At 36.9% G+C, this 26,396-nt stretch carries 25 protein-coding genes and 1 other annotated feature; of the genes, 9 read left to right on the top strand and 16 right to left on the bottom strand.

Features of this window, described 5'->3' with window-relative positions:
* Positions 1-46: 46 nt before the first annotated feature.
* From mgtE to QNH24_RS04170, 5 genes are all read right to left on the bottom strand, one after another.
* Positions 47-1,423, bottom strand: coding sequence for a magnesium transporter (gene mgtE / locus QNH24_RS04190; protein ID WP_054770128.1), 1,377 nt, complete (start codon positions 1,421-1,423; stop codon positions 47-49).
* A 346-nt stretch (positions 1,424-1,769) separates the two neighbouring features.
* Complete coding sequence (locus tag QNH24_RS04185) at positions 1,770-2,693, bottom strand: RluA family pseudouridine synthase (protein ID WP_283872738.1); 924 nt, start codon at positions 2,691-2,693, stop codon at positions 1,770-1,772.
* 1 nt (position 2,694) lies between these two features.
* Positions 2,695-3,489, bottom strand: a complete 795-nt coding sequence (locus tag QNH24_RS04180) for an NAD kinase (protein WP_054770129.1) — start codon at positions 3,487-3,489, stop codon at positions 2,695-2,697.
* Complete coding sequence (gene yjbM, locus QNH24_RS04175; protein WP_283870885.1) at positions 3,486-4,157, bottom strand: GTP diphosphokinase; 672 nt, start codon at positions 4,155-4,157, stop codon at positions 3,486-3,488. The genes QNH24_RS04180 and yjbM overlap by 4 nt, the downstream gene beginning before the upstream one ends.
* Positions 4,158-4,219: 62 nt before the next feature.
* Entirely contained in the window at positions 4,220-4,603 is a 384-nt protein-coding gene (locus QNH24_RS04170) for a UPF0738 family protein (RefSeq protein WP_283870884.1), read from the bottom strand.
* A gap of 187 nt (positions 4,604-4,790) precedes the next feature.
* On the opposite strand from QNH24_RS04170, the gene QNH24_RS04165 reads away from it, so the two are divergent.
* The 4 genes from QNH24_RS04165 to QNH24_RS04150 all read left to right on the top strand — a co-directional run bounded on the left by QNH24_RS04165 (position 4,791) and on the right by QNH24_RS04150 (position 7,682).
* On the top strand, positions 4,791-5,390 hold the full coding sequence (locus QNH24_RS04165; RefSeq protein ID WP_283870883.1) for a CYTH domain-containing protein: 600 nt from the start codon (positions 4,791-4,793) through the stop codon (positions 5,388-5,390).
* A 32-nt stretch (positions 5,391-5,422) separates the two neighbouring features.
* Positions 5,423-6,175, top strand: a complete 753-nt coding sequence (locus tag QNH24_RS04160) for a lytic transglycosylase domain-containing protein (RefSeq protein ID WP_283870882.1) — start codon at positions 5,423-5,425, stop codon at positions 6,173-6,175.
* 297 nt (positions 6,176-6,472) lie between these two features.
* Positions 6,473-6,880 carry a globin domain-containing protein gene (locus QNH24_RS04155; protein WP_054770130.1) on the top strand — a complete coding sequence of 136 codons (408 nt, stop codon included), beginning with the start codon at positions 6,473-6,475 and terminating at the stop codon, positions 6,878-6,880.
* Entirely contained in the window at positions 6,873-7,682 is an 810-nt protein-coding gene (locus QNH24_RS04150; RefSeq protein ID WP_283870881.1) for a DsbA family protein, read from the top strand. Before QNH24_RS04155 ends, QNH24_RS04150 begins: the two co-directional genes overlap by 8 nt.
* A gap of 411 nt (positions 7,683-8,093) precedes the next feature.
* Here QNH24_RS04150 and pepF read toward each other — a convergent pair whose 3' ends face one another.
* From pepF to spxA, 4 genes are all read right to left on the bottom strand, one after another.
* Positions 8,094-9,905, bottom strand: a complete 1,812-nt coding sequence (gene pepF / locus QNH24_RS04145; RefSeq protein WP_283870880.1) for an oligoendopeptidase F — start codon at positions 9,903-9,905, stop codon at positions 8,094-8,096.
* 48 nt (positions 9,906-9,953) lie between these two features.
* A complete protein-coding gene (locus QNH24_RS04140) occupies positions 9,954-11,075 on the bottom strand; it encodes a competence protein CoiA (RefSeq protein WP_283870879.1) in 1,122 nt (373 codons plus the stop codon).
* A gap of 145 nt (positions 11,076-11,220) precedes the next feature.
* The gene (gene mecA / locus QNH24_RS04135) at positions 11,221-11,889 is read right to left on the bottom strand and encodes an adaptor protein MecA (RefSeq protein ID WP_283870878.1); all 669 of its coding nucleotides are present in this window, start codon (positions 11,887-11,889) and stop codon (positions 11,221-11,223) included.
* Between the two features lie 430 nt (positions 11,890-12,319).
* The gene (spxA, locus tag QNH24_RS04130) at positions 12,320-12,715 is read right to left on the bottom strand and encodes a transcriptional regulator SpxA (protein WP_025116803.1); all 396 of its coding nucleotides are present in this window, start codon (positions 12,713-12,715) and stop codon (positions 12,320-12,322) included.
* Between the two features lie 515 nt (positions 12,716-13,230).
* Positions 13,231-13,455, top strand: a binding site (T-box leader).
* Positions 13,456-13,569: 114 nt separating this feature from the next.
* On the opposite strand from spxA, the gene trpS reads away from it, so the two are divergent.
* Positions 13,570-14,556, top strand: a complete 987-nt coding sequence (gene trpS / locus QNH24_RS04125; RefSeq protein ID WP_283870877.1) for a tryptophan--tRNA ligase — start codon at positions 13,570-13,572, stop codon at positions 14,554-14,556.
* Positions 14,557-14,937: 381 nt separating this feature from the next.
* Here the strand turns inward: trpS and fabF are convergent, their stop codons facing one another.
* Positions 14,938-16,179, bottom strand: coding sequence for a beta-ketoacyl-ACP synthase II (gene fabF / locus QNH24_RS04120; protein WP_283870876.1), 1,242 nt, complete (start codon positions 16,177-16,179; stop codon positions 14,938-14,940).
* 30 nt (positions 16,180-16,209) lie between these two features.
* Positions 16,210-17,148 carry a beta-ketoacyl-ACP synthase III gene (locus QNH24_RS04115; protein WP_283870875.1) on the bottom strand — a complete coding sequence of 313 codons (939 nt, stop codon included), beginning with the start codon at positions 17,146-17,148 and terminating at the stop codon, positions 16,210-16,212.
* Between the two features lie 495 nt (positions 17,149-17,643).
* On the opposite strand from QNH24_RS04115, the gene QNH24_RS04110 reads away from it, so the two are divergent.
* Positions 17,644-17,838: a YjzD family protein gene (locus tag QNH24_RS04110; protein WP_054770133.1), complete on the top strand. Its 195-nt coding sequence runs from the start codon at positions 17,644-17,646 to the stop codon at positions 17,836-17,838.
* A gap of 50 nt (positions 17,839-17,888) precedes the next feature.
* On the opposite strand, the gene QNH24_RS04105 is transcribed toward QNH24_RS04110, so the two are convergent.
* Positions 17,889-20,015, bottom strand: coding sequence for an ATP-dependent Clp protease ATP-binding subunit (locus QNH24_RS04105; RefSeq protein ID WP_283870874.1), 2,127 nt, complete (start codon positions 20,013-20,015; stop codon positions 17,889-17,891).
* A 260-nt stretch (positions 20,016-20,275) separates the two neighbouring features.
* On the opposite strand from QNH24_RS04105, the gene QNH24_RS04100 reads away from it, so the two are divergent.
* Positions 20,276-20,962, top strand: coding sequence for a Crp/Fnr family transcriptional regulator (locus tag QNH24_RS04100; protein ID WP_347342971.1), 687 nt, complete (start codon positions 20,276-20,278; stop codon positions 20,960-20,962).
* 52 nt (positions 20,963-21,014) lie between these two features.
* On the opposite strand, the gene QNH24_RS04095 is transcribed toward QNH24_RS04100, so the two are convergent.
* Together QNH24_RS04095 and QNH24_RS04090 are read right to left on the bottom strand one after the other, a co-directional pair.
* On the bottom strand, positions 21,015-21,323 hold the full coding sequence (locus tag QNH24_RS04095) for a metal-sulfur cluster assembly factor (RefSeq protein WP_283870872.1): 309 nt from the start codon (positions 21,321-21,323) through the stop codon (positions 21,015-21,017).
* A gap of 52 nt (positions 21,324-21,375) precedes the next feature.
* Positions 21,376-22,140: a prolyl oligopeptidase family serine peptidase gene (locus tag QNH24_RS04090; RefSeq protein WP_283870871.1), complete on the bottom strand. Its 765-nt coding sequence runs from the start codon at positions 22,138-22,140 to the stop codon at positions 21,376-21,378.
* Positions 22,141-22,261: 121 nt separating this feature from the next.
* Here QNH24_RS04090 and QNH24_RS04085 point away from each other — a divergent pair, with 121 nt between their 5' ends.
* On the top strand, positions 22,262-23,071 hold the full coding sequence (locus QNH24_RS04085; protein ID WP_283870870.1) for a Cof-type HAD-IIB family hydrolase: 810 nt from the start codon (positions 22,262-22,264) through the stop codon (positions 23,069-23,071).
* A gap of 118 nt (positions 23,072-23,189) precedes the next feature.
* Positions 23,190-24,047, top strand: a complete 858-nt coding sequence (locus tag QNH24_RS04080; RefSeq protein ID WP_283872735.1) for a DegV family protein — start codon at positions 23,190-23,192, stop codon at positions 24,045-24,047.
* Positions 24,048-24,095: 48 nt separating this feature from the next.
* Here QNH24_RS04080 and QNH24_RS04075 read toward each other — a convergent pair whose 3' ends face one another.
* Together QNH24_RS04075 and QNH24_RS04070 are read right to left on the bottom strand one after the other, a co-directional pair.
* Positions 24,096-25,565, bottom strand: coding sequence for an alpha-amylase family glycosyl hydrolase (locus tag QNH24_RS04075; protein ID WP_283872734.1), 1,470 nt, complete (start codon positions 25,563-25,565; stop codon positions 24,096-24,098).
* A gap of 333 nt (positions 25,566-25,898) precedes the next feature.
* Positions 25,899-26,264 carry a DUF1516 family protein gene (locus tag QNH24_RS04070; RefSeq protein WP_283870869.1) on the bottom strand — a complete coding sequence of 122 codons (366 nt, stop codon included), beginning with the start codon at positions 26,262-26,264 and terminating at the stop codon, positions 25,899-25,901.
* Positions 26,265-26,396 lie beyond the last annotated feature (132 nt).

Here is a 26,396-nt window from a genome sequence, read left to right as displayed (position 1 = left end):
CACTTCCCTTTTTTCATACAATATGCAAAGGTGAGTGATTTGGTTCTTAGCCTATTTGACTTAATAATGCTGTTGCCAAACCTAAGTAAATTAAAATACTTGTAATATCATTTAATGTTGTAATAAAAGGACCTGATGCAACGGCTGGATCAATTTTCAAGCGATGCATTAGAAGTGGAATAAAAGAGCCCGCAAGTGTTGCTACTAAAATTGAACCACATAACGCTGCCCCTACCAACATTCCTAATAAGAGCTCTTGCTTCCAAATATAGATAATGCCAATAACAATCAAACCGCATACGACCCCAGACATTAAGCCTGTACCTGCCTCACGTGCTAACAATTTTAGCTTACTATGTTCTTCTACATCACCTGTTGCGATTCCTCGTATCGCTACTGCTAAAGCCTGTGTACCACTATTTCCAGAAGTACCTGAAATAAGTGGAATAAACACTGCAAGTAACGCAACCTTTTCTAATGTTGCTTCAAATTGCCCCATTAAGTTTGCTGTAAGCATACCTAAGAAAAGTAGTATCACAAGCCATGGCAAGCGTTTCTTTGCAGCCTGTAAGGAAGTCGTATCGAATTTATCCATATCGGAAATACCCGCTAATTTCGAGTAATCCTCTGAAGCTTCTTCATCGATAACATCAATAATATCATCGACTGTAATAATGCCAAGTAATACGCCCTTATCATCAATAACTGGCGTTGCTAAGAAATTATAATCCTTCATAATTTGAGCAACTTCTTCCTGGTCATCTCCCGCATGCACCATCACGACACGTTCATTCATAATAGAACGTATTAACGTATCCTCATCTGCAATAATTAAGTCACGAAGGGAAATAACGCCTGTTAAACGATGCGCCTCATCGACAACAAATATATAATAAATAGTCTCTGCATCCGGCGCCTCTTTCCGTAGAATGGTCATAGCTGAACGAACTGTCGAGTTTTCTGGAATTGCAACATACTCTGTTGTCATGATTGAACCGGCTGTATATTCATCATAGCTAAGAAGCTCATTAATTTCTTCAGCCGTTTCCTCATCCATCATGCCTAAATAGCTTTCACGTTGCTCTGTATCTAACTCATTTAATACGTCTGCTGCATCATCTGCATACATATGTGAAAGCATTTCAGCACCGTAAGAAGGTTCCATCTCAGCTAGATATGCAGTATATTCATCATCATCTATTTCAATTGCCTCAAAAATATCAGCCATTTCAGTCGGAGCCAAGAATGAATAGATAATCTTCCTTATATCAGGTTCCACCTTCTCATAAAACGTTGCCTGATCATATGGATGAAGCTCTAAAAACTCTTCACGGAATGCGTCAATATCATGTGCTTCCAGCATTTCTCGTAAATGTGCTTCGTCGAATTGCACATCATCCTTTTCATTTCTTTCCTCTATCATGCTTGTCCCCTCCTTCCGAGCATTTAATCTTTAATAGGTTGCCGCAAATCTACCTTCTATATAATAGAGTGTATGATGCCTTTTCTGCAAACCCTTTTTTTATTTCAAACAATTGAAACTAATCTCAAGCGAAAACTTCAATTCTGGTTTATAGAAGATTCTATCTTACTATACCCTACAATGATTATAATTTCTGTAAACATAACGTTAAAAATACTATTCACTGTATCATCAGCCAACGTCACTACTCGCTACAGTAAAACGATAAGGAGATGCCCGTTTGCGCGAACATCTCCTTGATTATTTAACATGTTTCAGCAATAGTTTTCACTGAAAATAACTGATACTATGACTGATTATGGTCAACCAAGGAGTCACGAATTAATCGTTGCATATCTTCATTTAATGCACTTGTAAAGTGAAGACTTTCTCCTGTCAACGGGTGGAGCATAGCTAAGGAGACACAGTGTAGAGCTTGTCTATTTAACTGTTCTCGACTACCACCATAAAGTTCGTCCCCAATAAGTGGATGTCCTAGATAGGCCATATGCACCCTTATTTGATGTGTACGACCCGTGTGAAGCTTTAATCTTATATGAGTCATGGGCATATTATTAAAATTAAAACGCTGTAAAACGGTCACATCTGTATGAGCAAATTGACCATCCTCACGAACCTCTCGTTCAATGATACTTGTATCCTTCCGTCCGATAGGCATAATAATGGATTGTTTATCCTGACCAACATGTCCATGCACAATTGCTTCATATTGACGGGAAATTTCCCCACTGCGCTGTGCAAGTCCTGTTAAATGATGAATATGAGCATGTTTAGCAATGCATAGTAAACCAGAGGTGTCACGGTCAAGCCTCGTCACAATATGAGCAGTAGATGCTAGACCTTGTTGTTGAAAGTGACCACATACTAGATTGGCTATGCTATTAGAAGGATGCTCCCTTGAGGGAATGGTACTTTGATAGGCTGGTTTATTAAGTACTAAAATAGCATCATCCTCATAAACAATGGAAAGATTACCATATTCAACAGCAAGACCTTCACTTTTCTCTTCAGGAGGAAACTTCACCTCAACCTGATCGCCAATGTGTAAGATATGTCTGACATTGCATTCCACTTTATTGACAGTTAATAAGCCACCATCAAATTTAATGGCTGTTAACGCTCGCTTTGAGATTCGCCACTCTTGTAAGGCTTCCCGCAATATTTGCCCTTCCTTTTCTGCAATAAAGCGTAGCGTAAATCTTGTATCCATCTTATTCATTTGCGACAAATGATTCGTGCACTCGCTCCCAGAATGGGAATGGACGAAAACGGGCAAAGCGGACACGTTCATTTGCTACATTAAAGGCTATTGATTTCACATCGCCTTGTGTGACTTGCAAATGATCCACAGTCATATTAAAGTTTTGATCATTAACAGGACGTAATATACAGTGATGATGCGCTGGTAGGATTAACGGTGAACCAACTGTACGGAAAACACGATTATTAATGGATGCAATTTCTGTGATTTGAAGTGCCGCTAGTGTTGGGTGGATAATGGCTCCTCCAAGGGCTTTATTATAGGCAGTACTACCAGAAGGCGTTGACACACAAAGGCCATCTCCACGGAAACGTTCAAATTGATTACCATTTAACTCTACATCCATTACCAATGTGACATCAGGTGATTTTACTGTTGCTTCATTCAATGCTAAATACGTATTGGATTCCGCAGTATGATGCTCTACTTTTACTTCTAATAAAGGGTACTCCACTACATTAAAATCCTTTTTGGCAATAGAGAGAACAAGCTTTTCTAATTCAGATGGCTTCCAGTCAGCATAAAAACCTAAATGCCCTGTATGGATACCCACAAATGCAACTTGATCTAATAAATGTGAGTAGCGGTGAAAAGCATGTAATAACGTACCGTCCCCACCTATAGAAACAACAATTTCTGGTGATTCCTCCTCATAAGTTAGGCCAAAATCCTGTAAATAAGTTTTGGCTAGCTCCATTAATTCGTTCGATTGTGCATCTCTACGTGATTGAATGGAAAATTTCATTGTGTGTCACGCTCCTTCTCAGATAGTAAATTAGGATTCGATGCTTCTTTGTATTCACTAAAGTAAGCCTGTGCTTCCTGAATCTCACTGCGGATGGATGACATTTCCTCATCTAAACGGAAAGCGGCCTCTGCAGCACTTTGAAGACGATTTTTTATCTCCTCTGGGAACATCCCTTTATATTTATAATTTAATGAATGCTCAATAGATGCCCAGAAATTCATGGCTAGTGTTCGTATTTGAATTTCAGCCAAAACTACTTTTTTCCCCTGAATCGTCTCTACAGGATACTCTACAATCATATGATAGGAACGATACCCACTTGGTTTATTATGTGTAATATAGTCACGCTCTTCTACTACACGCATATCTTTACGTTGGCGTATAAGTTCTGTCACTGTCGAAATATCATCTACAAATTGACACATAATTCGAAGGCCAGCAATATCTCCTAGCTCATCGCCTAATTGTTTAGAGGGCTCAAAGGCTAGTCCTTTTTCTAATGTTTTGTCATATATACTAGCTAAAGGCTTTACACGTCCAGTGACAAATTCAATTGGTGAATTTGCATTGACAATGCCAAACTGGGAACGCATACCCTTTAACTTCACTTTTAATTCATCTACTGCTTGTTTATAAGGACTTAAAAATATTTCCCATTGTCCCATCGCAAAAACCTCCCGACATTCGGTATCGAACAAAACCAACACCGTCTGTTCGTTTTGTCTTTTTATTCAGCGAGAATTGTCTTAAAGTGTTGCTCCACTGCTTGGACAAATTCTGCTCCATAATTGTAATTTCCTTCAATATTATACACGAGCATTTCTAATTCATCGTAGAAATTTGTAAGCTCAATCACTTTTTCACCTAGCTGTAGCTTTGGATTTTGCTTTTTTTGTAAAATATGTACAAGATTCTCCCAACTACTCGGTGGAAAACGCAAGTAATGATAGTCCTCTCCTGCATCAAGTAAATAAATAAATGCAAAGTCATCAGAATCTGCTATCAATTGTGCAGCAGGTTTTAACTGTAAATTTTCTTCATTGTCGTTTAAACTAAAATGAAGCTGATCGTTTTCAAAATTCAATGTTTCAATTGTATAAATTTTACGCACATGCGGTTCCCCTTTTCGTCGTACTCTTCCTCTTATTTTATCATACAGGGTAAATAGTTGCAGTGTGTAAATGTTAAATCAAGAAATAATACTTTATTCAAAATAGCTATGTTAATCAGCAATTTGATTCAATTTAAATTGCCCTATGAACAAAACTAGAAAAATAAAAATAGATAGGTGAACAAAAATGGCACAACAACTTGAAATTGAATTTAAAAACCTTTTGACAAAGCAACAATATGAGTATTTACTACAAGAATTTCACATTCAAGAAAATGCTATTCATCGTCAAACAAATCATTATTTCGACACGCCCTCTCAAGCGATAAAAAATAGACAAAGCGGGCTACGAATTAGACAAATTGACAATTATTATGAGTGTACGTTAAAAGAAAAAAGTGCGGCACACACACACATAGAAACAACGGATGTGTTAACTGCTGAGCAAGCCCAACTAATGATAGAGGGTAAAGGTTTTTATGCACACGAAGTAGCAAAAAGACTTGCTCGATATCATATTTCCCTTGATGAACTAGCCGTTTTTGGATCATTGACAACTGATCGTGTTGAAATACCGTATAAAGACGGTCTTCTAGTTTTTGATCATTCTTTCTATTTGCAGTGTGACGATTATGAGGTAGAATATGAATCAAAAGATGCAACAAAAGGAAATGTGATTTTCGACGAATTTCTACAGCAATATCAAATCAAAAAAAAAGCTACAGATAAGAAAATCGCACGCTTTATGAAGGCTTTACAAGCAGAAATAAATAATACGAATAGCTAAACCAATATCAATAAGAAAGGGTGACCAATTTCTTGGATATCCAATCAATTAAAACGTTACTTGAAATTCAAGCATTGCAAACACTAGGAGCGACAGAAAACACATCTTCCAACACTGTAACAGACAGTAGCTCAATGTTCTCTAATATGATTGGGGAATTGCTTGGAGATGCTACGACGGCTAGTAATGCAAAACTTTCTAGTCTACTTGGATTAAATGGTTCCTCTGCACTTCCAAATGACTTATCTGAAAACGCACAAGCCTTATTATATAAGGGCTCTAATGCCGTTTTCGTACCTCCCTATGTGCAAGCGGCATTAGCAAGCTCACAATCTAGTACAAAGCTTGATTCATATGTTTCAGATGATGTTATCGGTTCAACAGCGTATGCTAATTCATTATCAGGAGCAAATCAATATTCTTCAATCATTGAGAAGGCAGCAGCAACGTATAATGTACCTGAAAAGCTTATTGCTGCTGTTATCAAACAAGAGTCTAATTTTAATCCTTTAGCGCTAAGTCATGCTGGAGCACAAGGCTTGATGCAATTAATGCCAAAAACAGCTCAGTATTTAGGGGTTTCAAATGCCTTTGATCCTGAGCAAAATATTATGGCTGGAGCAAAATATTTACGCCAAATGCTAGATAAATTTGATAATGATCCAACGCTTGCTTTAGCTGCTTATAATGCTGGAGCATCACGTGTCACAAAATATGGTGGTATTCCACCTTTCAAAGAAACACAGAATTATGTCAAAAAAGTAATGAATTACTTTACAGTTTAATAGCATAATCACTGTTATTACGGTCTTTTTCAACAAATTTCACCCATGCTGGTGAAATTTGTGCTTTTCTAGCAAAAAGCCATTCGAAAGAGCGCTTTGTTTGTGTTAACGAAAAGACGTTGATAGAATGAAGGTAGTCACAAGAATTTCATATTTTCCTGATGACAAAGTTTCCTTGGCGATAATACGTTGCGTTCAAACTTTCATCTCATCACCTTTAGAGTTGAGAGTCTTCTAGTGAATGAAGATACAAAAATTGTACTTTACGATATAAAGAATTAAAGGAGCATTTAACTTATGACTCGAAAATACACTGTTCCTTATGAGGAGCTGGGAGCTGAAAAACTGTCAGAACTCATTCATGCGTTCTATAAAAGAGTTGCACAGCATCCTGATCTTATTCCAATCTTTCCGAAAGATTTGACAGAGACAGCCCGCAAACAAATTCAATTTCAAACACAGTATTTAGGTGGTCCAAATCTTTTTACTGAGGAGCATGGACATCCAATGATGCGTGCACGACATATGAATTTTGCTATTACACCTGATCGTGCTCAAGCATGGCTTGAATGTATGTCCGAAGCAATGGATGAAGTTGGCTTGGAAGGGAAGTTCCGCGAAACTTATTATCAACGTTTAGTATTAACAGCTCATCACATGATTAATACGCCAAATGACGATGAGGGGGAATTGTTACGTGAATAATATTCAAATGCTGCAAGAGCCAACTCCAGTGATTACGACTGCTAATAAGCCTATTGAATTGTATATTTTCGTAGATCCACTTTGTCCTGAAGCTTACAGTATGCATGCTATTCTTCGTAAATTACAACTTGAATACAACCATTACTTTACATGGCGCTTTGTCCTAAGCACAGAGCTTTCATCATTAAATTGTCTCAGTAAGCGTGTAAAGGGATGTATTTCAGGTATTGAACTCGACATAAATCACCCTGTTTTGCCTTCTATCGCTATTAAAGCAGCTGAATTACAGGGCAAACGTTCAGGTGCACGCTATTTGTCGAAATTACAAGAATATGTATTACTAAGCCATGAAGATGTAAATTCCTATGCTACACTGTTAAAAATTGCAGAGGATGTTCAATTAGATATGAATGAATTCACTGCAGATTTTGGTTCAAAGGAAGCTGCACGTGCCTTCCAATGCGATTTATATATAAAACGCGAAATGGAAGTAGATGAAGTGCCGAGTATTGTATTTTTTAATGAATGCATTGAAGATGAGGGTCTTAAAGTTAGCGGTAGCTATTCCTATGAAGTTTATGAACATATTTTACAAGAGATGCTAGATGAACAACTTGTACGTCAACCATTACCAACAATAGAAGAGTTATTTTCGAAATTTCATACAATCTCAACAAATGAAGTAGCTTTTATCTACTCATTAACTGAGCAAGCAGCTGAACGTGAATTAAAGAAACGTATGCTGCAACAAAAGATTGAACGAATTCAGACAGATCACGCTACACTTTGGCGTATTAAATAATGCAATTATACTATTATCATAAAGAATAGGGACTCGACATTTTTTGTTGGGTCCCTATTTTTTAATGAATATTTTTAAATATAAATAAAGAAGCGCCTCTATCCTCGACAGATAGAGACGCCTCTTTTTCACAAAGGGGATGGGAGAAATGTTCACGTTCAAACAAAGGGGTGTATGTTTGTTTTGTGATTTATTTCACAAGATTTACTTTATCATGGAATAATAAATTTAGCAATGATACCGATAGTAGATTCACAAATTTGTCAAATAGAAAGCGATTACAGACAGTATTTTTCCAAGATGTGCACTTTCAAACATATAGAAATCAAAAAAAATCATTATTCTCTTCTTTTTTATTGGTAGGTGGATGATTAAAAAAAGGCTGTAGAAATTTTCCTACAGCCTCTCTAATTAATTATTCAACAATAATTTTTCCAACTCATCTAAACGTTCTTCAAATACTTTACATGCATCATCAATTGGTTTTGCTACGTTCATATCAACACCTGCCGCCTTTAATACCTCAATTGGGAAGTCAGAGCAACCTGCTTTTAAGAAGTTATTAATATAACGTTCGACAGCAGGTGCCCCTTCTTCTAAAATTTGTTTGCTTAATGCCGTTGCTGCTGATTTTCCTGTAGCATATTGATAAACATAATAATTGTAGTAAAAATGTGGGATACGAGCCCATTCTAAGCCGATTTCCTCATCTAAAGCAATATCCTCACCAAAGTATTGTTTATTTAAATCATAGTAAACCTCTGTTAAACGGTCTGCGGTTAAAGATTCACCATTCTTATCCATTTGATGAATGCGGTGTTCAAACTCTGCAAACATTGTCTGTCTGAAGACAGTACTTCTAAAGCCATCTAACCAATGATTTAATAAATATATTTTTTGTTGAGGATCTTCAATAGTCTTCAGTAAATAATCATTCAATAACTCTTCATTACATGTTGAAGCAACTTCTGCCACGAAAATGGAATAATCTCCATAGACAAACGGTTGATTGTTACGTGAATAATAACTGTGTACACTATGACCAAATTCATGAGCTAGGGTAAAGAGGTTATTCACATTGTCCTGCCAATTCATTAATATATATGGGTTTGTTCCATATGCACCCGATGAGTAGGCACCACTACGTTTCCCTTTGTTTTCTAAAACATCTACCCAGCGATTATCAAAACCACTCTGTACAATGCTTTGATACTCCTCACCAAGTGGTGCTAAAGCTTTCACTAAAATATCCTTGGCTTCATCATAAGTGACCTTCATCTCTACTTCCTTAACAAGAGGTACAAATAAATCCCACATATGCAACTCATCAACGCCTAATAGCTTTTTACGTAATGAAATATAACGTTGCATAGCTGGTAAATGTTTATGGATTGTTTCTACCAATTGATCATAAACATTTTCTGGAATGAAGTTATTGGACATTGCTGCCTGGCGAGCAGAATCATAATTTCGAATACGTGCATTGACATTGTGTTTTTTCACATTCCCTGTTAATGTAGCAGAAAATGTATTTTTAAAATTACCATACGTTTCGTACATTGCTTTAAAAGCATTTTCTCGGACAGAGCGATCTTTACTTTCTAAAAACTTAATATAATTTCCATGTGTAAGCTGAACCTCTTCTCCCTCTTCATTTTTCACTTTAGGGAAAACTAAATCAGCATTGTTTAACATCCCAAATGTATTTGAAGCTGTACCTGTTACCTCAGACATTTGTGCCAGTAATGCTTCCTGTTCCGCCGGCAAAATATGAGGGCGAGCCATCGTTATCTCTTTTAAGGATTGTTTATATAGTTGTAGGTCTTTATTTTCCTTTAGATATTGTTCTATCGTCTCTTCACTTAATGATAAAATCTCAGGTGTTAAAAACGACAGGGCAGCTGAGATACTAGTCGCTAGAGTTTGAATACGACTATTCATATCTTGATAGACGCTGTTTGTTGTGTCTTGGTCATAACGCATATGGGCATAAGTGTAAAGCTTCATTGCTCGTTCATAAATCTGGTCATGATAAGATAATACTGCTAATAAAGCATCTGCTCCATTTTTTAACGTCCCTGCATAGCTAGATGCTTTCTTGGCAATTTCGGAGACTTCCTTATACTCTTCTTCCCAAAGAGCGTCAGTTGCAAATATGTCTTCCAAACGCCAAGTTAGCTTTTCTGGAACTTCATTTCTTACTAAAACTTTGTTACTAGCCATGTGCCAGCCCCCTTATTATGTGAGTTTTTCCTATACTCTCATATTTTCTCAGTATATTGTGGCAATTGCAAATAAATGTGCATACACATGTCCACATATATCTGGAATATAATGGTTTTGATAATTTTTCGCAAATATGGCTCCATAATTTTGAATAGCCTTCACTGCTTGATCTGTAATATCTATATTTTGTTCACTTAAAAAAAATCGAATCTCGCTTTTATTTAGTTCATGAGGCAATTGCTGAATACCTTGGCAAAAATAATGTAAAATGGTTTGCCATTCGAGAGAGAACATTGGAATTGCTTCACTAGCTTTTACAGGTATACCTACGTAATCAGGCATAGCAGTAAGAGTAAAACCTAATTCATAGCAACTACGTAAAAATGCATCCTGTACACCCTTATGATTATGTAGTAGCCGCTGATAGGCAAATTGCCGACAGTATCTTTTATAAAGCTGCCAATATAGCCTGAATTCTTCTATTGTTATCACTACAGGCTCATAAAATGGAAAGTGCTGCATATTAGTAGTCATTTCTTGAACTTTTCCTATAAAAGTATGTCCATAAACAGGCAAAAGATTCGTCCAATAAATAAATCTGGCAGTCTTTGCATCATAGGTTATTAAATAGGGCTGGTCTTGCGCTGTATACGCAATGACTTTTTGCAAAATAGGGGAAATGTTGAGCTTTTGAATGCCTTGTAGGGATGAATTTTTTAGAGATGTCTGGAAAAGCCATAATACCTGGATAGCATTTTTCTTATATCCCAATGTACGTGATAACCATTTTTCATGAGTGATTGTACTACATTGAAATTCGATGGCAACCTGCCTTCGATCACTCGTTACAAGTAAATCTGGCCGCTGCGAAAGCTCTTTTAAATAAGGCTCTAGCATTACTGTATGCCCTATCTTTTTTAACCATTCGAATAATTGCAGTTTTCCTTGCAAGTGAAGTTGTGACTCACCCTCGGCAAATAACTGGGCACAGTTATTTTTGGATTGATGAGCAAAATGAGGGATATTATATTGACCGATTTTTAGGTGAACAGGATGCTGACATTGTGGGCAATAAAATTTCATCAATCGCCTATATCTTTGTAAATCTTCCCTCGTATATTGATATGGGAGAAAAAGCTGACGCTCCTCATTATAGGCAATTAACATAAAATCGTCTCCTTTTTGCCTAATTGTAAGGAAGTACTTATCTAGCAACAACTATTTAACGGCTTTTTCTTGAAATTTAAAAATTGACTCAAAAAAGACTGTAAACAACTTGATTGATTCAAGAGTTTACAGCCTAATAAATTATTTAATGAAAGTATTTGCGCACTGTTTCAAAGCAATTAAATTCCATAATTTTTTCACCATATTCCTCTAAGCGATGAATTGTGAAATTTGATGGACTTAAAAATTCTTTGATAACAGCATTTCTGTCGTGACGATTTAAATCTTCGTCCGCATTTGCAAAATCAACTACTAAATAGTACCAACCTTCATATTTGAACAATGAGGAATCCACTAATTCGTCTGTCATACGTTTCGCTACAGGGATTAACTCATCAATATCTTTAAATTTATAAACATAAATATCTGTATCCGTAAATAATTCTGACTCATCTATGTCACCAAATTGAGTTAGCTGGCTAAGAAGATCCTCTCCAACTTCATCAAAAGGGGCATACATATCTTTTTGTTCATCAAAATGCGAATGACCATCTAATGTTTCACCGTCTTTTAATATGTGTGCACGTGTGACAATGATTTCCAAGCCTACTTCAGACGCATTGATATGAATCCAAATCGGACCTTCAACATCAAAATAATCATCCGTATTTACTTCATCAATCATATCCCAAAAAAGTTGTTCACCCTTTGCTCGATTGTACCAAATTTCTTCACGACTATAGCCGCGATCCTCTATATCATTGTACGTAATAAAGAGCTTGAGTGTATTTTCATTTACACGTTCGATGTCCACTAGACCTCATCTCCCTTCACTGTCATTTGTCGAAAAACAGTTTTGTTTCATTAGTATGCTTTTATTCATCTTTTTTAACCTTCATACTCCATTTGTTTTTCAACCTTTGACTACACTACAGTAAAACTGTTGAGCAACCGATGAATCGAGCAATTTTTATTTCACAGTTGTCTCTAATTCTATTGTATGCTGTTCCGTCATAAAATGAAAAGGATATACACCGTTTCACAGAAGATATTTGAATTATTGAAATTGTAGTAAACTATTTATCTTAAATCAAGTTTAACATACTTTAACGGAAATATATGACTTTTCCCTACTATTTATTATACTTTATATAGAGGATTTTACATAAGTAAAACACAAAAAAATAGATGTCACAATAGGATTTGTAACATCTACTATTTATTCTATGCAGTAAAGGGAAAAATTAGTTCACCATGCGCTGTGCTTCTTGTAATTGATAAGCACGAACCTTACGAGGTAAGAAGCGTCGAATTTCATCCTCATTATAGCCAACCTGTAAACGTTTTTCATCTAAAATAATGGGACGGCGTAATAGGCCTGGATATTCTTGAATTAATTCATATAAACGTTGCAATGGTAAGCTTTCAACATCTACATTTAATTTTTGGAAAATCTTCGAACGCGTTGAAATAATTTCATCTGTACCATCCTCTGTCATCCGTAAAATTTTTTTAATTTCACTAATGCTTAACGGCTCAGAAAATATATTCCGTTCTGTATATGGAATTTCATGCTCCTCTAACCATGCTTTCGCTTTTCGACAAGACGTACAACTTGGTGAAGTAAATAAAGTTACAATCATACTGACACATCCTTCCTTTTAATCGTTATCTATAAACCAGTGTGTTAAATTAGAATTAATGTAATGTAAAACTACATAACCATTATACAGTACTCTATGGTGTTTGAATATAGTTCCAATAAAAAAAAGACAAACCTTTATCTCGAAATATTCTGTTTATTTATACAGCTTTCATTATAAGAACTTCTTCTTTACATGTCTAACGAACTACTATTAATATTCCCATTTACAAAGCATTTTAAACCTTCCATTTTCCCTTGTTTTTGTTCTCATTTAAAATTTTCAAACGAGAATATTGTCAATTCAGTGTGTACAAATTAGACGTTTATTGCATAATTTTGGTTGCATTTTCTAATAAAAAACATGCTTAGTAAGCATATAATTTTTTTCTGCAAAAAAACACCGCCAAAAGTCTGACTTTACATACTTGCAATTCACTAAGTCTTTATAATATAATTTTTTGAAATACATCAAATAAGTCTTTAGAGAGTGAAAGACTGATTTTGAATGAAGTAAAAACTTTGACGAAGAGTAGTACATATGCATTTTACACGTTTAGAGAGTCTGTGGTTGCTGTAAACAGATCGTGTAAGCATCTGGAATGGACTTCCGAGTTAGCTTTGCGAACGACTAAGTATGTTTATTAGCAATGCTCGTCCCTTCACGTTACGAAGTAGAGTGGCCTTTAATTGGCAAGCTGGGTGGTACCGCGGATTCAAACATCATTCGTCCCTTCATTAGTAATCTAATGAGGACGCATGATGTTTTTTTATTGAATAAAAAAGGAGCCTCAGCTAAGTAATTATGTAATAGACAACACTCTGAGGTAATGAATTCAAGGAGGAAACGACATGACAACTATTTTTTCTGGCGTACAGCCAACAGGAATTGTAACCTTAGGGAACTATTTAGGTGCGTTCAAGCAATTTCCTGCATTACAGGATGAAGGTAATGCAATCTACTGTATCGTAGATCAACATGCCATAACAGTGGCACAAGATCCTCAAGAATTACGTCAAAACATCCGTAATCTTGCTGCTACGTATATCGCTACTGGCATTGATCCTAAAAAGTCTACGCTATTTATTCAATCAGAGGTACCAGCTCATGCACAGGCAGGCTGGATGCTACAATGTGTCGCATCAATTGGAGAGCTTGAACGTATGACTCAATTCAAGGATAAATCTCAAGGTAAAGAGAGTGTATCAGCAGCTCTTTTAACATACCCACCATTAATGGCAGCTGACATACTTCTATATAACACAAATATTGTACCTGTAGGCGATGATCAAAAGCAGCATATTGAGCTTACTCGTGATCTTGCAGAGCGCTTTAACAAACGTTATGGTGACGTTTTAACGATTCCTGAAATCCAATTACCTAAGGCAGGAGCCCGCATTAAATCATTGCAAGAGCCTACGAAAAAAATGAGTAAGTCTGATCCAAATACAAAAGCAACTATTAAGCTTTTAGATACAGTAAAAGATATTGAAAAGAAAATTAAATCCGCTGTCACTGACTCTGATGGTATTGTCGCATTTGACGTGGAAAATAAACCTGGTGTTTCTAACCTACTAACAATCGAATCGGCTATTTCAGGCCTTGCTATTGAGGATCTTGTGAAAAAATATGAAGGTGTAGGCTATGGTGGATTCAAACAAGGTGTTGCCACAGCAGTTATTGATCACCTGACACCAATTCAAGAGAAGTTTTATCATTTGGTAGAATCTTCCGAATTAGATATTATTTTAGATGAAGGTGCTGAAAAGGCAAATGCTATTGCAAGTGCTACATTAAAACGCATGGAAGAGGCAATGGGCCTTGGCCGTACACGTTAATAAAAATGGATTTAATGCTTGACCAAATTTAAGGTATACTAAAGTTCATACTTTATCTTCTTGGCTAGAAGTTTTTTCAAAACGGAGATCAAGGACAATAGCTCCCAGCACAATAGCTGATCCTAGAGCTATATAAAATTCTGTTGTATGCATCATAAATTTAAAGACAACGATCCAGGGGTACCCAAGTGTACGATAATTTAAATACAGTATAAGATTCCCTACTGAGAGAATTATTAACCCGTAGCTCATTAAAAATAAAAAGAGACGGAACATGGTCACAGCATCCTTTCAATTTATTTCTCATTATCATCTATTCGAAAAAAAAGAAAAAAAGACGTCAGCCTCGTAAATTAGGCTGACGTTTTTTAAATTTAGTAATTATCCCTCGTATTTTTTAAATAGAAGACTAGCATTATGCCCACCAAAGCCAAGTGAATTACTCATTGCATACACAATGTTTGCTTCTCGAGCTTCATTTGGAACATAGTCTAAATCACATTCTGGATCTGGCTCATGTAAATTAATTGTTGGTGGTAAAATACCTTCTTTCAGTGCTAACGCTGTAAAAATAGCTTCAATACCACCGGCAGCACCTAATAAGTGACCTGTCATCGATTTTGTAGAACTCATTGCTAGTTGATACGCATGCTCACCAAAGGCTGTTTTTACTGCCTGTGTTTCAAACAAATCATTATAAGGTGTGCTTGTTCCATGTGCATTAATATAATCAACCTGTGAAGGTTCCACGCCTCCATCCGCTAACGCTTGTAGCATCGCACGTGCAGCACCCTCTCCTTCTGGTGCAGGAGCCGTAATATGATGAGCATCTCCTGTTGCACCGTAGCCAAGTACTTCTGCATAGATTTTTGCACCGCGTGCTTTGGCATGCTCGTATTCCTCTAGAATAACAATGCCTGCACCCTCACCAATAATAAAACCATCTCGATTTTTATCGAATGGACGGCAAGCTGCTTTTGGATCTGTATTTAAAGATAGTGCAGTATTGGCACAGAAGCCTGCAACTGCCATCGTCACGATTGGTGATTCGGCTCCACCTGAAATCATTACATCTGCGTCACCACGTTCAATTACTTTAAATGCATCACCAATTGAGTTTGTACCAGAAGCACATGCAGTCACTGAGCAAGAGTTAATACCCTTTGCACCTAAATGAATCGACACTTGACCTGAAGCCATATCTGGAATCATCATTGGAATAAAGAATGGGCTTACACGTCTTGCACCACGCTCTTGGAACGTTAAAAATTGTTGTTCATATGTCTCCATACCACCGATACCAGAGCCAATCCAAACACCTGCACGTGGTGCTAGCTCCTCATCGATTGTTAATTGTGCATCTTCCATTGCCATGATAGACGCTGCAAGGGCATAATGTGTAAAGCGGTCCATTTTACGAGCTTCTTTACGGTCAATATATTTTTCAATATCAAAGTCTTTCACTTCAGCGGCAATTTTTGCTGCGAATAGATCCTTATTTAAACGTGTTAATTCGCCAATACCAGATTTTCCAGCTTTAATGTTAGTCCAAGTTTCCTCGATGCTATTTCCTAGTGGTGTAACTGCGCCAATTCCTGTAATTACTACTCGTCGTTTACTCATTGTCTTACTCCCCTCAAGCATTTTTCGTTATTATTTTCCCCATCGCATTGCAACAGCGCCCCATGTTAAGCCGCCGCCAAATCCAACAAGTACTAATAAATCATCATCTTTAATCTTACCTGCTTCAAGCTCTTCTACCAAGGAAATGCCAATAGATGCTGCTGATGTATTACCATATTTATGAATGGTTTTTGACATTTTTTCAGGTGGTAGCTCCAGTCGTTCTCGAGCAGACTCCATAATTCGGATATTTGCCTGATGTGGCACTAAGAAGTCCACATCTTCTTTTGTTAAACCTGCTTTATCTAGTACATTAACGGCGGATTCACCCATCTGGCGTACAGCAAATTTAAACACTTCGCGACCATTCATGGCAATAGTATCTTGCTGTGTTAAATACAGATTCTTTCCTCCTGTACCATCTGCACCGAGCTCAAAAGATAATATGCCTCTGCCTTCCGATACGGGCCCAACTATTGCTGCACTCGCTCCGTCACCGAATAACACAGCCGTATTACGATCATTCCAGTCAATAACCTTTGATAGTTTTTCAACACCTACTACTAAGACATATTTATAAGCATTTGCTTCTACAAAATGCTTTGCTGTCACTAAACTATATATAAATCCTGCACAAGCTGCTGCCTGGTCCATCGCTGCTGCATTCACTGCACCAATCTGCTCCTGAACCATACATGCTACACTTGGAAATGTTTGATCTTGTGTTACTGTGGCTACTAGGATTAAACCGATTTCTTCAGGTGTAATACCTGCATTTGCAATAGCCTCTTTTGCTGCAGCAACTGCTAAATCTGAAGTTTCCTGATTGTCTGCGGCAAAATGACGCTCTTCGATCCCTGTTCGAGTTCGAATCCATTCATCAGAAGTATCCATAATTTTTTCTAAATCAAAATTTGTCATAACCTTCTCTGGAACGTATTTGCCTATTCCTATAATACCAGCGTTCATTTAGCAACCCCTCTGCTTTCTTACTATCAATTATTAGTAACTGGTCATAATTATAACTCATAATGAAGGAGAGGTGCAAGATGAATTAAAATTAATGCCCATTGCCCTAATATGAATGAAGGGGCTGGAAGGTGTTGGAATGGGATGTCCTGATTGTAGTGGCTCTCTTTTATTATGTGGGTCGTCTCCATCTTATTGAGTAGCTTCCTTATGGCTTTGAACAGTGAATCCTCTTTATTAGCTCCACTCCACTCTATTTAAATGGGACCTCCTCTTTTTTTTAGCACTTCTGAGCATACGAAATATGTGATGATGTAACTTACCACACTATGCAAGCTGAACAATCAATACTATTAAAAAAACACTAAACACTTGTTGTGACAATTTCGCCATGTTTCACAGAAAAGATTCTTTTTTTTTCGATTTATGTTATGATATGATAATGAATATGTAGTAAAACTTTATAATATAAAAAGTTCGGTTGAGGTGAAATTAATGCAATATATCATAACATTCATATGGTCATTTATACTAGTATCAATGTTAAACTACGTAGTAAGCTCTGTACTTGGTGCACCATTTGATTTTAAAACAGGCGCAATCGTTTCTGTTGTATTCTCCATTTTAATTTTTATTATTGGTGCAATTTTACCAAACGAGCCAACACCAGAAGCGACAGACCATCATTAATTTAACAAGAAAAAACCTGTTTCATTTACGTGAAACAGGTTTTTTCTTGATTATTTTTCAACGACACATTGGCCATCATGCATTCTAACATGCAATGTTTCTCCTGGTAATACCTCACCACGTAGTAATTCCTTCGCTACGGCCGTTTCGATATAACGTTGAACGAAACGTTTTAATGGTCTTGCACCAAATTGTGCATCTGCCCCCTGTTGGACAACCCAATCAATTACTTCTTGATTCACCTGTAGAGTAATCTCCTGTTCTGCCACTCGTTTGACCAGCTGTTCAACATATTTCCAAGCAATGGCAGTGAAATGTTCATCTGATAGTGCGTGGAACATAATGATATCATCCATACGATTCAACAGCTCTGGTTTAAAGTGCTGACGCAATGCTGCCATCACTAAATCTTCAACTGCAGCATCTCCTTCTTGCGCCTCCATTAAATAACTAGAGCCAATATTAGATGTTAAAATCACTACAGTGTTTGTAAAGTTAACCATACGGCCCTGGCTATCTGTAATGCGACCATCATCTAAAATTTGCAATAAAATATTTGCTACATCTGGGTGTGCTTTTTCAATTTCATCTAGAAGGACAACAGAATACGGGTTACGACGAACAGCCTCTGTTAATTGTCCCCCTTCCTCATAGCCAACATAACCTGGGGGTGCACCTACAAGACGTGATACGCTATGTTTCTCCATGTATTCACTCATATCAATACGAATAAAGTGATCCTCTGAATCAAACAACTGAGCTGCTAAAGCTTTGGCAAGCTCAGTTTTACCAACACCTGTTGGTCCAAGGAATAAAAAGCTACCAATTGGACGATGCGGATCCTTGATACCTGCTCTTGCACGCCATACCGCTTCTGTAACAAGCTGAACAGCATTATCTTGTCCAACGACACGCTCATGCAATGTGTCCTTTAAGCGCAATAACTTTTCACGCTCACCCTCCACTAATTTCGTTACGGGTATCCCTGTCCAACGAGAAACAATGGAAGCAATTTCTTCAGCAGTTACTTCTTCGCGCAAGATGCGTGATTCCGTACCACTCTCTAATTGTTTCTCCATTTCCTGAATTTCCTTTTCCAAAGTAGGTATTTTCCCATGACGTAATTCAGCAGCTTTATTTAAATCATATTTGCTTTCCGCCTCATCTAAATCACGGCGATATTTGTCTAGTGTTTCACGCTTCTTTTGAATACCATGTAAAGCTTCTTTTTCTGCTTCCCATTGTTTGCGCATGCCTTCTGAGGATTCCTTGAGCTTTGTTAACTCCCCGCGCAACTGCTCTAAACGTTTTTTACTTGCCTCATCTTTTTCTTTACGCAGTGCCTGCTCCTCAATTTCTAGCTGCATAATACGACGTGTCACAGCATCCAATTCCTGAGGCATAGAATCTATTTCAGTTCGAATCATAGCACAGGCTTCATCAATTAAATCAATAGCTTTATCTGGTAGAAAACGCTCTGTGATATAACGGTTTGAAAGTTCCGCCGCCGCTACAATGGCACGATCATGGATACGTACCGCATGATGTAGCTCAAAGCGCTCCTTAAGGCCACGTAAAATAGAAACTGTATCTTCTATTGAAGGCTCACGCACAAGTACTTGTTGGAAGCGACGCTCTAAAGCTGGATCTTTTTCAATATACATTCGATATTCATCTAATGTTGTGGCACCAATACAATGAAGCTCCCCACGTGCAAGCATTGGTTTCAGCATATTTCCAGCATCCATTGCTCCATCTGTTTTTCCTGCACCTACAATGGTATGAATTTCATCAATAAATAAAATAATCCGTCCTTCAGATTCCTTTACTTCCTTCAAAACGCCCTTTAAGCGCTCTTCAAATTGACCACGATAACTTGCTCCAGCAATGAGAGCACTCATATCAAGCTCATACAAGACGCATTCTTTTAAACCCTCAGGGACATCCCCTTTTACAATACGTTGTGCTAATCCCTCAACAATAGCTGTCTTACCGACACCAGGTTCTCCGATTAACACAGGATTATTTTTTGTTTTACGTGTTAAAATACGAATAACATTGCGAATTTCCTCATCACGCCCAATAACAGGGTCCATTTTGCCATTTTTAACTTCTTCAACTAAATTTCGTCCAAATTGCTCTAAGGGCTTTTGGTTATCTGTTTGTTGAAACTGCATAATTAGCACTCCTTTTCAATAATGTTTAGCATAATTTCTCTACTTTAACTTTAAAAATGTTTGACCTTTTTTGACTAACTTTATTTTACATGAACCTATAAAATATGACAAAGAAAAAGCACTAAAAATTTACACTAAAAAATTGAAATTACGTTATAATAATAGTATGTTTCTTAGTTTTTATATCGAAATCCACCATTCTTTTGTGATAATAGCCAATTATTACAAAAAGAAAGCGATGTGTTGAAGATATGGTATTAATGGATAATATGCATGAGAAAATTCATGATCTTTTTCAAAAGCACGGAATATTTATTAAAGTAAATAAAGGGAATAAAATTTTTTTAGAGGGTGAACGGGCAAAGGAAATCTACTATATTAAAACGGGAGTTGTGTCAATTAGCCAAGAAACGGAGAGCGGTAAGGAATTAACCATTCGGATATGTGGTCCAGACAGCATTATTGGAGAGGGTTCATTATTTTGTAATCTATCTTATAATTCTATGACTGCAAAGGTTTTAGAGCCTTCTACGCTATATGTTTTAAGCCGGAAATCGTTAGAGCTCTTATTAGTAGAACATCCTACTCTTATGGTGGAGTATATGAAGTGGCTACAGGCAGAAAATTTAAAGCATCAAAGTCGTTTACGCGATTTAGTGTTAAATGGTAAAAAAGGTGCTTTATTTTCAACCCTAATTCGACTTTCAAATACCTATGGCAAACCTTTAGAAAATAACACTATTTTTATCGATTGCCCTTTAACCAATACAGAAATTGCAAATTTGTGTGGAACGAGCCGAGAAATGATTAATCGCATGCTCAATGATTTAAAAAAGCATCATATTTTATCTTTTGATAAAGGCTATATTACCATTCACGATTTACAATTTTTAAAGGATGAAATTGCCTGTGAGAATTGTCCATTGCAAATATGCCGTATCGATTAATTCGTTATAAGTTAAATCCCCGCTTACCGTTATAAGCGGGGTTTTATTTGTATTATCGAACACCCAAAGCCATTTTGGCATAGCGTGACATTTTATCCTTTGACCATGGTGGATTCCATACAATGTTGACATTTGTTGATTTTACTTCTGGAAGTTCACCTAGAGCTGTATTAACTTGGTCCACAATGACTGGTCCGAGCGGGCACCCCATAGATGTTAATGTCATTGTAACAGTTGCCATACCCTCATCATCTAATTCCACATCATATACTAAACCTAAGTTGACAATATCAATACCAAGCTCAGGGTCAATTACATTCTCTAATGCACCTAACATGCTATCTTTCATATCTTGATCCATTTTATTTCTCCTTTCAGCGTAGTGTTAACCTTATCATAGCAGATGCATCTTATTATGCCAAATGCTTCGCAAGCCATTCAGTTGCTGCTAACATGCCCTCTCGTGACACAGCATGTCCTGCTTTTTTATCTGTAATAAATTTTAGGTCTTCAGGGCTTGTCTCATAGTATTTACATAAAGTTAAATAAAAATCATACGTTTCTCTAAAAGGAACTGTTTTATCCATTTCTCCATGCCAAAATAGCACTGGGCGATGCGCAAATTTTTCTGGTGTTAGAGTGACATCATAAGTGGCAAGAAGTTCATTCGCCTGCTGTATTTCTTCCTCTGACATTGGCCATTGAACCCCGTTTTTAGCAAACTGCTGTAACTGGTATTCACCTAATTTTACAAAGCCGGGTGCTCCCATACATACTGCCGCGGTTTGTATCCATTCATAGCGCTTTAAGCAACCAGAAGTGACAATCCCTCCCATTGATGTTCCAGCAATACCAATTTTATCATGCACTAATAAATGTTTATTCTTTAATCCATTATATAATTGTTCAATCTCATGAATAGAATTTAAAACAATATCCCAGAAATGTATGTTCATTTGCATCTCACTTAGACCCTCACTACGATCACCATGGAATTTTGCATCCGGTAATAGGACACGCACCCCTTTTTCGACTAATTGATATGCATAATGTAAGTTATGTTCTTTCGCGCTCATAAAGCCATGTAAGAAAATTACAACGGGGGTTTCTTCATTCATATCATCATTATGTATATGCAATAACGGAATATTTCCCCACACTTCTTTTTCTACAATCATTTTTGTCACTCCCAACTTTTGTCTCCTCTTTATGTTAGCAAACTTTTTTCACTGTGACAAAATTTTGACGAATGGATAACAAAGAGATACTATTCAAACTATAGGAAAGGGGCAACGAGCTATGAAACCTCATTTAATCGTTTTAGATTTAGATGGTACTTTATTAACCGATCAACAGCAAATTTCAGCAAAAACAAAAAAAACATTATTCCAGGCTAAGGAACAGGGTCACCAGGTTATGATTGCTACTGGTCGACCATATCGTGCAAGTGATATTTACTATCATGAGCTTGGCCTTACAACACCTATCGTAAATTTTAATGGTGCTTACGTTCATCATCCAAAAAATGCTGCATGGCAGACTGTGCATACACCAATCGATTTAGGGGTTGTACATGATGTCGTCGATTCAATCAATACCTATGAATACGAAAATATTATTGCTGAAGTAAAAGATGATATTTACGTGCATACAGAGGATGAGCGGATATTAAATATATTTAATATGGGGAATCCAAAAATTACGCTTGGCGATCTTTATACACACTTATTAGATAATCCAACAAGCCTTCTGATTCAAGCAAATGAGGTAAACTCAATGATTATACGTGATCATTTGCAGGCTGTACATGCAGAGGTTATTGAGCACCGTCGCTGGGGTGCACCACTTCATATTATTGAGATTGTTCGACGTGGCTTAAATAAAGCAGTAGGAATTGCACATGTCGCCAAGGATTTAGGGATTCCACGTGATCGGATTATCGCATTCGGTGATGAAGATAATGACTTAGAAATGATTGAATATGCTGGATTAGGTGTCGCAATGGGGAATGGGATTGCGTCCTTAAAACATATCGCTAATGAAATTACAACATCCAATAATGATGACGGTATTGCTAAAATACTCATTGAACGCTTAAAATTATCATAGTTATTCACAAAAGCATGTACTGTATAGACCTCATTTATTTGGGCAATGTTAGTCTATTTATTAAAATGCTAGTGTTACTCTTATTAAAGTAAAAAAATGTATGTAGGGGGACAAAATGATGAAGATTTTTACTGATAGCGGATGTGATCTACCAAAGTCTTACTACAAAGAAAAAGATATCGTTCTACTACCATTACGAGTGCATTTGAACAACAATGAATATGATGATGTCATGTCGATTGATTCAAAAGAGATTTACAATGCTATTCGTCAAGGTGCTCGCCCAAAAACATCTCAAGTATCACCAGAGCTTTTTCTGAAGCACTTTGAAAATCTAGCAAAAAATGAGGAGGAAGGTATTTATATCGCCTTTTCATCAGAATTATCTGGCACCTATAGTACTGCTGTCATGATTCGCAATCAAGTACAAGAGCAATACCCATCACTTAAATTGGCGATTATTGACTCTAAATGTGCCTCATTAGGTCATGGGCTAGTGGTCGAAGAAGCGGTTCGTCTTCGAGACCTAGGAGCTTCATTAGAGGACATCGAAGCTAGAATTACTGCCCTAGCCCCTCAAATAGAGCACCTTTTTACAGTTGAGGATTTAGACTATCTTGCCAAGGGTGGGCGTGTATCAAAGGCAAGTGCTTTTTTAGGTGGACTTCTAAGTATTAAGCCTATTTTAAATGTAGAAGATGGTAAGCTTGTTCCTATTGAAAAATCGCGTGGGCGCAAAAAAGCAATTGCTCGCATGTTAGAATTAATGCAAGAGCGCGGTGGGAATTTCTCTGAGAAAGTTGTTGGTATTAGCCATAGTGATGATGCTGCCTTTGCAAGCGATGTAAAAGCCGCCATCCAAGAAAGATTTTCTCCTAAAGAAATACAAGTAACAATGATTGGTTCAGCTATCGGTTCCCATGTAGGACCAGGTACAATCGCTATCTTCTTTACGAATAAAAGCTATCATGCTTAAGACAAAAACCCCTCTACACCGAAAAGTTGTGTAGAGGGGTCTTTAATATTATGCATCCTGCTCCTGACGACGGACTTTACCTCGTTTAATGATTACAAAGACAAACCCTATAAATATTACCCATACTAATCCAAGTGCTATCATATAGGGTATATTGAATCCTTCATCATTTTTAACCTGATAAATCTCAACCATTTCACGATCTAAAATAACTGGATAAACATCCTTTTCATTAATGCGGACTTTTTCCTCATGTAAAATACCATTTAGCATTTTACCTTCGCCTAGCTGGGTTGGTGTTAAATCCACACGCTGTGTTTTCCCCGTATTGTTGACCATGATGACCCACTTCTCTTCATCAGATGTACGTGTAAACACAAGTAAACCATTTTCATTTGTGATGACTTCAAAATCACCTTTACGTAATGTGGCAGATTTATTGCGCAATGATTGGACATTTTTAATATATTTGATAAGTTCTTCATCTGTTTTAAAGTTGAAGATTTGATGCGTATCTGGCTTCGCTTCACCATTCATTGCAATTTCTGTACCGTATTGCACAATGGGAGTTCCTGGTAGCATAAATAAAGTACCCATTGCCATTTTTAATCGAGTTGGCGGGAACATATTTTCATTTGCAGAATCAAATGTAAAACGATGTGTTTCTAAAGAATCCACCATTATTTGTGTTGGTTTATCACCTGTAAAAGGCTCCAATAGCTTGGACGAATCCATATCAACATTTTTGAAAATATTACGATAAATATCGGCTGTTTCAGGTGAAAAACTTGCATCAAAATTGGCATCACTTGCTTCATTTGAAATGATATAGAGAGACTTTTTTACATCTTTTAATGCTGCTATAACTTTATCAACGAATGCTGTATCAGCACCCGCAATATTTGTTAAACGAATTCCACCAATATCATATGTAGAAACAAAGTCTGTTGCTGATTTAATAAGCGCTTCTTGCACCTCTTTGTTCGTTAAGTCCCACTGTACTTGCCCATTATTTGTGGAAGCAATCCAATTTTGTTTCGTAGAATCTTTTGCCCACTCATGATTAGGACTTACATTATTGAGTGGAAAATCAACCATGATGGCCATATTTTTGGCTTTATAGGCTTCTACAACACTTTGAAATTCTTCCGAAGTTCCAAAATGTCGTTCGATTGTTGAATAGCTTGTTGGCATTGAACCATCATATTTCTCTGTAGAAAAAATAGGACCAATAGAAACAATTGTATAGCCCATTTCGCCTATGAAATTCAGCTTATCTTGTAGACCTGTAAAATCGCCCCCTGCAAACTTCGAAGGGTCTTGCGTATTTGTATCAAAATCGTTAGTGCCCGAACCATTAAAGAAACGGTCAACGAGTAAATCATAGATGCTTTCTTCTGCAATGGTTCTTGTTGACACTTCATCAGCATGTGCCACTGGTATCGCACTTATAAATGAAGTTGCTAGTAAAAGCGTTGCAGCTGTTGCACTTATCCACTTCTTGAATTTCACTTTCATTCCCTCTCTTTCAAACCAATCCATCGTCATTTTACCAAATAAAACAGTCACGTAGCTATCATTTCAAAATATTTTCTGAAAATGCAAAATGAATTACGACAAAAAGGTGTCAACTTTCCCTTATGAGGTCCTTTATTGAGGAGCTGAGCAGTTTTCTTCCTAGCGGAGCAAATTTTTGGCTTATCAGAGCGCTGTTCTTTACTCTATCCGAGCGCTTCTTGGGTATACCTAAGCAGTTTTACAGTCTACTCGAGCGTTTTTTCAGCTACAATTTCTATGACTTTTACAAAAAATAAAAGTCGGGAAGCGAAAACTTCACGACTCTTACAAAGATTATGCTAAGAAATCTTGACCCATTGGCAGCTTGAAGCCTAGGAACAATGTGATGAATAGGAATAATGCAAATAAGATCCAGAACATAACTGTTGATTTGTTTTTCTTTTGGCGAACTAATACCATTTCCATCATACCGATAACTAAAATACCGCCTAGGAATTTAAAGCCGTAAAGCATACCCATGCCATAACTTCTTCCCTCATTAAATAGTATGAGACCAGTAATGATAATTAAAATGTAGAATAAACGTAATGTCATATGTAAGCCCTTTGACTTATTGCCCATAAATGAAGCAATTAAAAAAATGACAATAGCAACCACCCAAGTTGTAATATGCAAATCTGTTCTTATTAAAAAACTCATTTTCTTTCACCTCATATTTTTTTTCTATCAAATTCTATCCTATCATGGGATGGAAAGGGTTTCAAACATTACAATAGTGTTCACATAATATACTTAAAAATCCGCGGAGCAAAAACTCACGCGGATCGAAAA

The organism is Lysinibacillus pakistanensis (genome assembly GCF_030123245.1).
Classification (GTDB): Bacteria; Bacillota; Bacilli; order Bacillales_A; family Planococcaceae; genus Lysinibacillus; species Lysinibacillus pakistanensis.
This window is presented reverse-complemented; position numbering and strand designations above follow the sequence as displayed.

Excerpts from the sequence above, each read along its gene's own strand:
- mgtE (WP_054770128.1), bottom strand. The coding sequence starts at position 1,423 with ATGATAGAGGAAAGAAATGAAAAGGATGATGTGCAATTCGACGAAGCA.
- QNH24_RS04185 (WP_283872738.1), bottom strand. The coding sequence starts at position 2,693 with ATGGATACAAGATTTACGCTACGCTTTATTGCAGAAAAGGAAGGGCAA.
- QNH24_RS04180 (WP_054770129.1), bottom strand. The coding sequence starts at position 3,489 with ATGAAATTTTCCATTCAATCACGTAGAGATGCACAATCGAACGAATTA.
- yjbM (WP_283870885.1), bottom strand. The coding sequence starts at position 4,157 with ATGGGACAATGGGAAATATTTTTAAGTCCTTATAAACAAGCAGTAGAT.
- QNH24_RS04165 (WP_283870883.1), top strand. The coding sequence starts at position 4,791 with ATGGCACAACAACTTGAAATTGAATTTAAAAACCTTTTGACAAAGCAA.
- QNH24_RS04155 (WP_054770130.1), top strand. The coding sequence starts at position 6,473 with ATGACTCGAAAATACACTGTTCCTTATGAGGAGCTGGGAGCTGAAAAA.
- pepF (WP_283870880.1), bottom strand. The coding sequence starts at position 9,905 with ATGGCTAGTAACAAAGTTTTAGTAAGAAATGAAGTTCCAGAAAAGCTA.
- QNH24_RS04140 (WP_283870879.1), bottom strand. The coding sequence starts at position 11,075 with ATGTTAATTGCCTATAATGAGGAGCGTCAGCTTTTTCTCCCATATCAA.
- trpS (WP_283870877.1), top strand. The coding sequence starts at position 13,570 with ATGACAACTATTTTTTCTGGCGTACAGCCAACAGGAATTGTAACCTTA.
- fabF (WP_283870876.1), bottom strand. The coding sequence starts at position 16,179 with ATGAGTAAACGACGAGTAGTAATTACAGGAATTGGCGCAGTTACACCA.
- QNH24_RS04115 (WP_283870875.1), bottom strand. The coding sequence starts at position 17,148 with ATGAACGCTGGTATTATAGGAATAGGCAAATACGTTCCAGAGAAGGTT.
- QNH24_RS04110 (WP_054770133.1), top strand. The coding sequence starts at position 17,644 with ATGCAATATATCATAACATTCATATGGTCATTTATACTAGTATCAATG.
- QNH24_RS04105 (WP_283870874.1), bottom strand. The coding sequence starts at position 20,015 with ATGCAGTTTCAACAAACAGATAACCAAAAGCCCTTAGAGCAATTTGGA.
- QNH24_RS04100 (WP_347342971.1), top strand. The coding sequence starts at position 20,276 with ATGGATAATATGCATGAGAAAATTCATGATCTTTTTCAAAAGCACGGA.
- QNH24_RS04095 (WP_283870872.1), bottom strand. The coding sequence starts at position 21,323 with ATGGATCAAGATATGAAAGATAGCATGTTAGGTGCATTAGAGAATGTA.
- QNH24_RS04090 (WP_283870871.1), bottom strand. The coding sequence starts at position 22,140 with ATGATTGTAGAAAAAGAAGTGTGGGGAAATATTCCGTTATTGCATATA.
- QNH24_RS04085 (WP_283870870.1), top strand. The coding sequence starts at position 22,262 with ATGAAACCTCATTTAATCGTTTTAGATTTAGATGGTACTTTATTAACC.
- QNH24_RS04080 (WP_283872735.1), top strand. The coding sequence starts at position 23,190 with ATGAAGATTTTTACTGATAGCGGATGTGATCTACCAAAGTCTTACTAC.
- QNH24_RS04075 (WP_283872734.1), bottom strand. The coding sequence starts at position 25,565 with ATGAAAGTGAAATTCAAGAAGTGGATAAGTGCAACAGCTGCAACGCTT.
- QNH24_RS04070 (WP_283870869.1), bottom strand. The coding sequence starts at position 26,264 with ATGAGTTTTTTAATAAGAACAGATTTGCATATTACAACTTGGGTGGTT.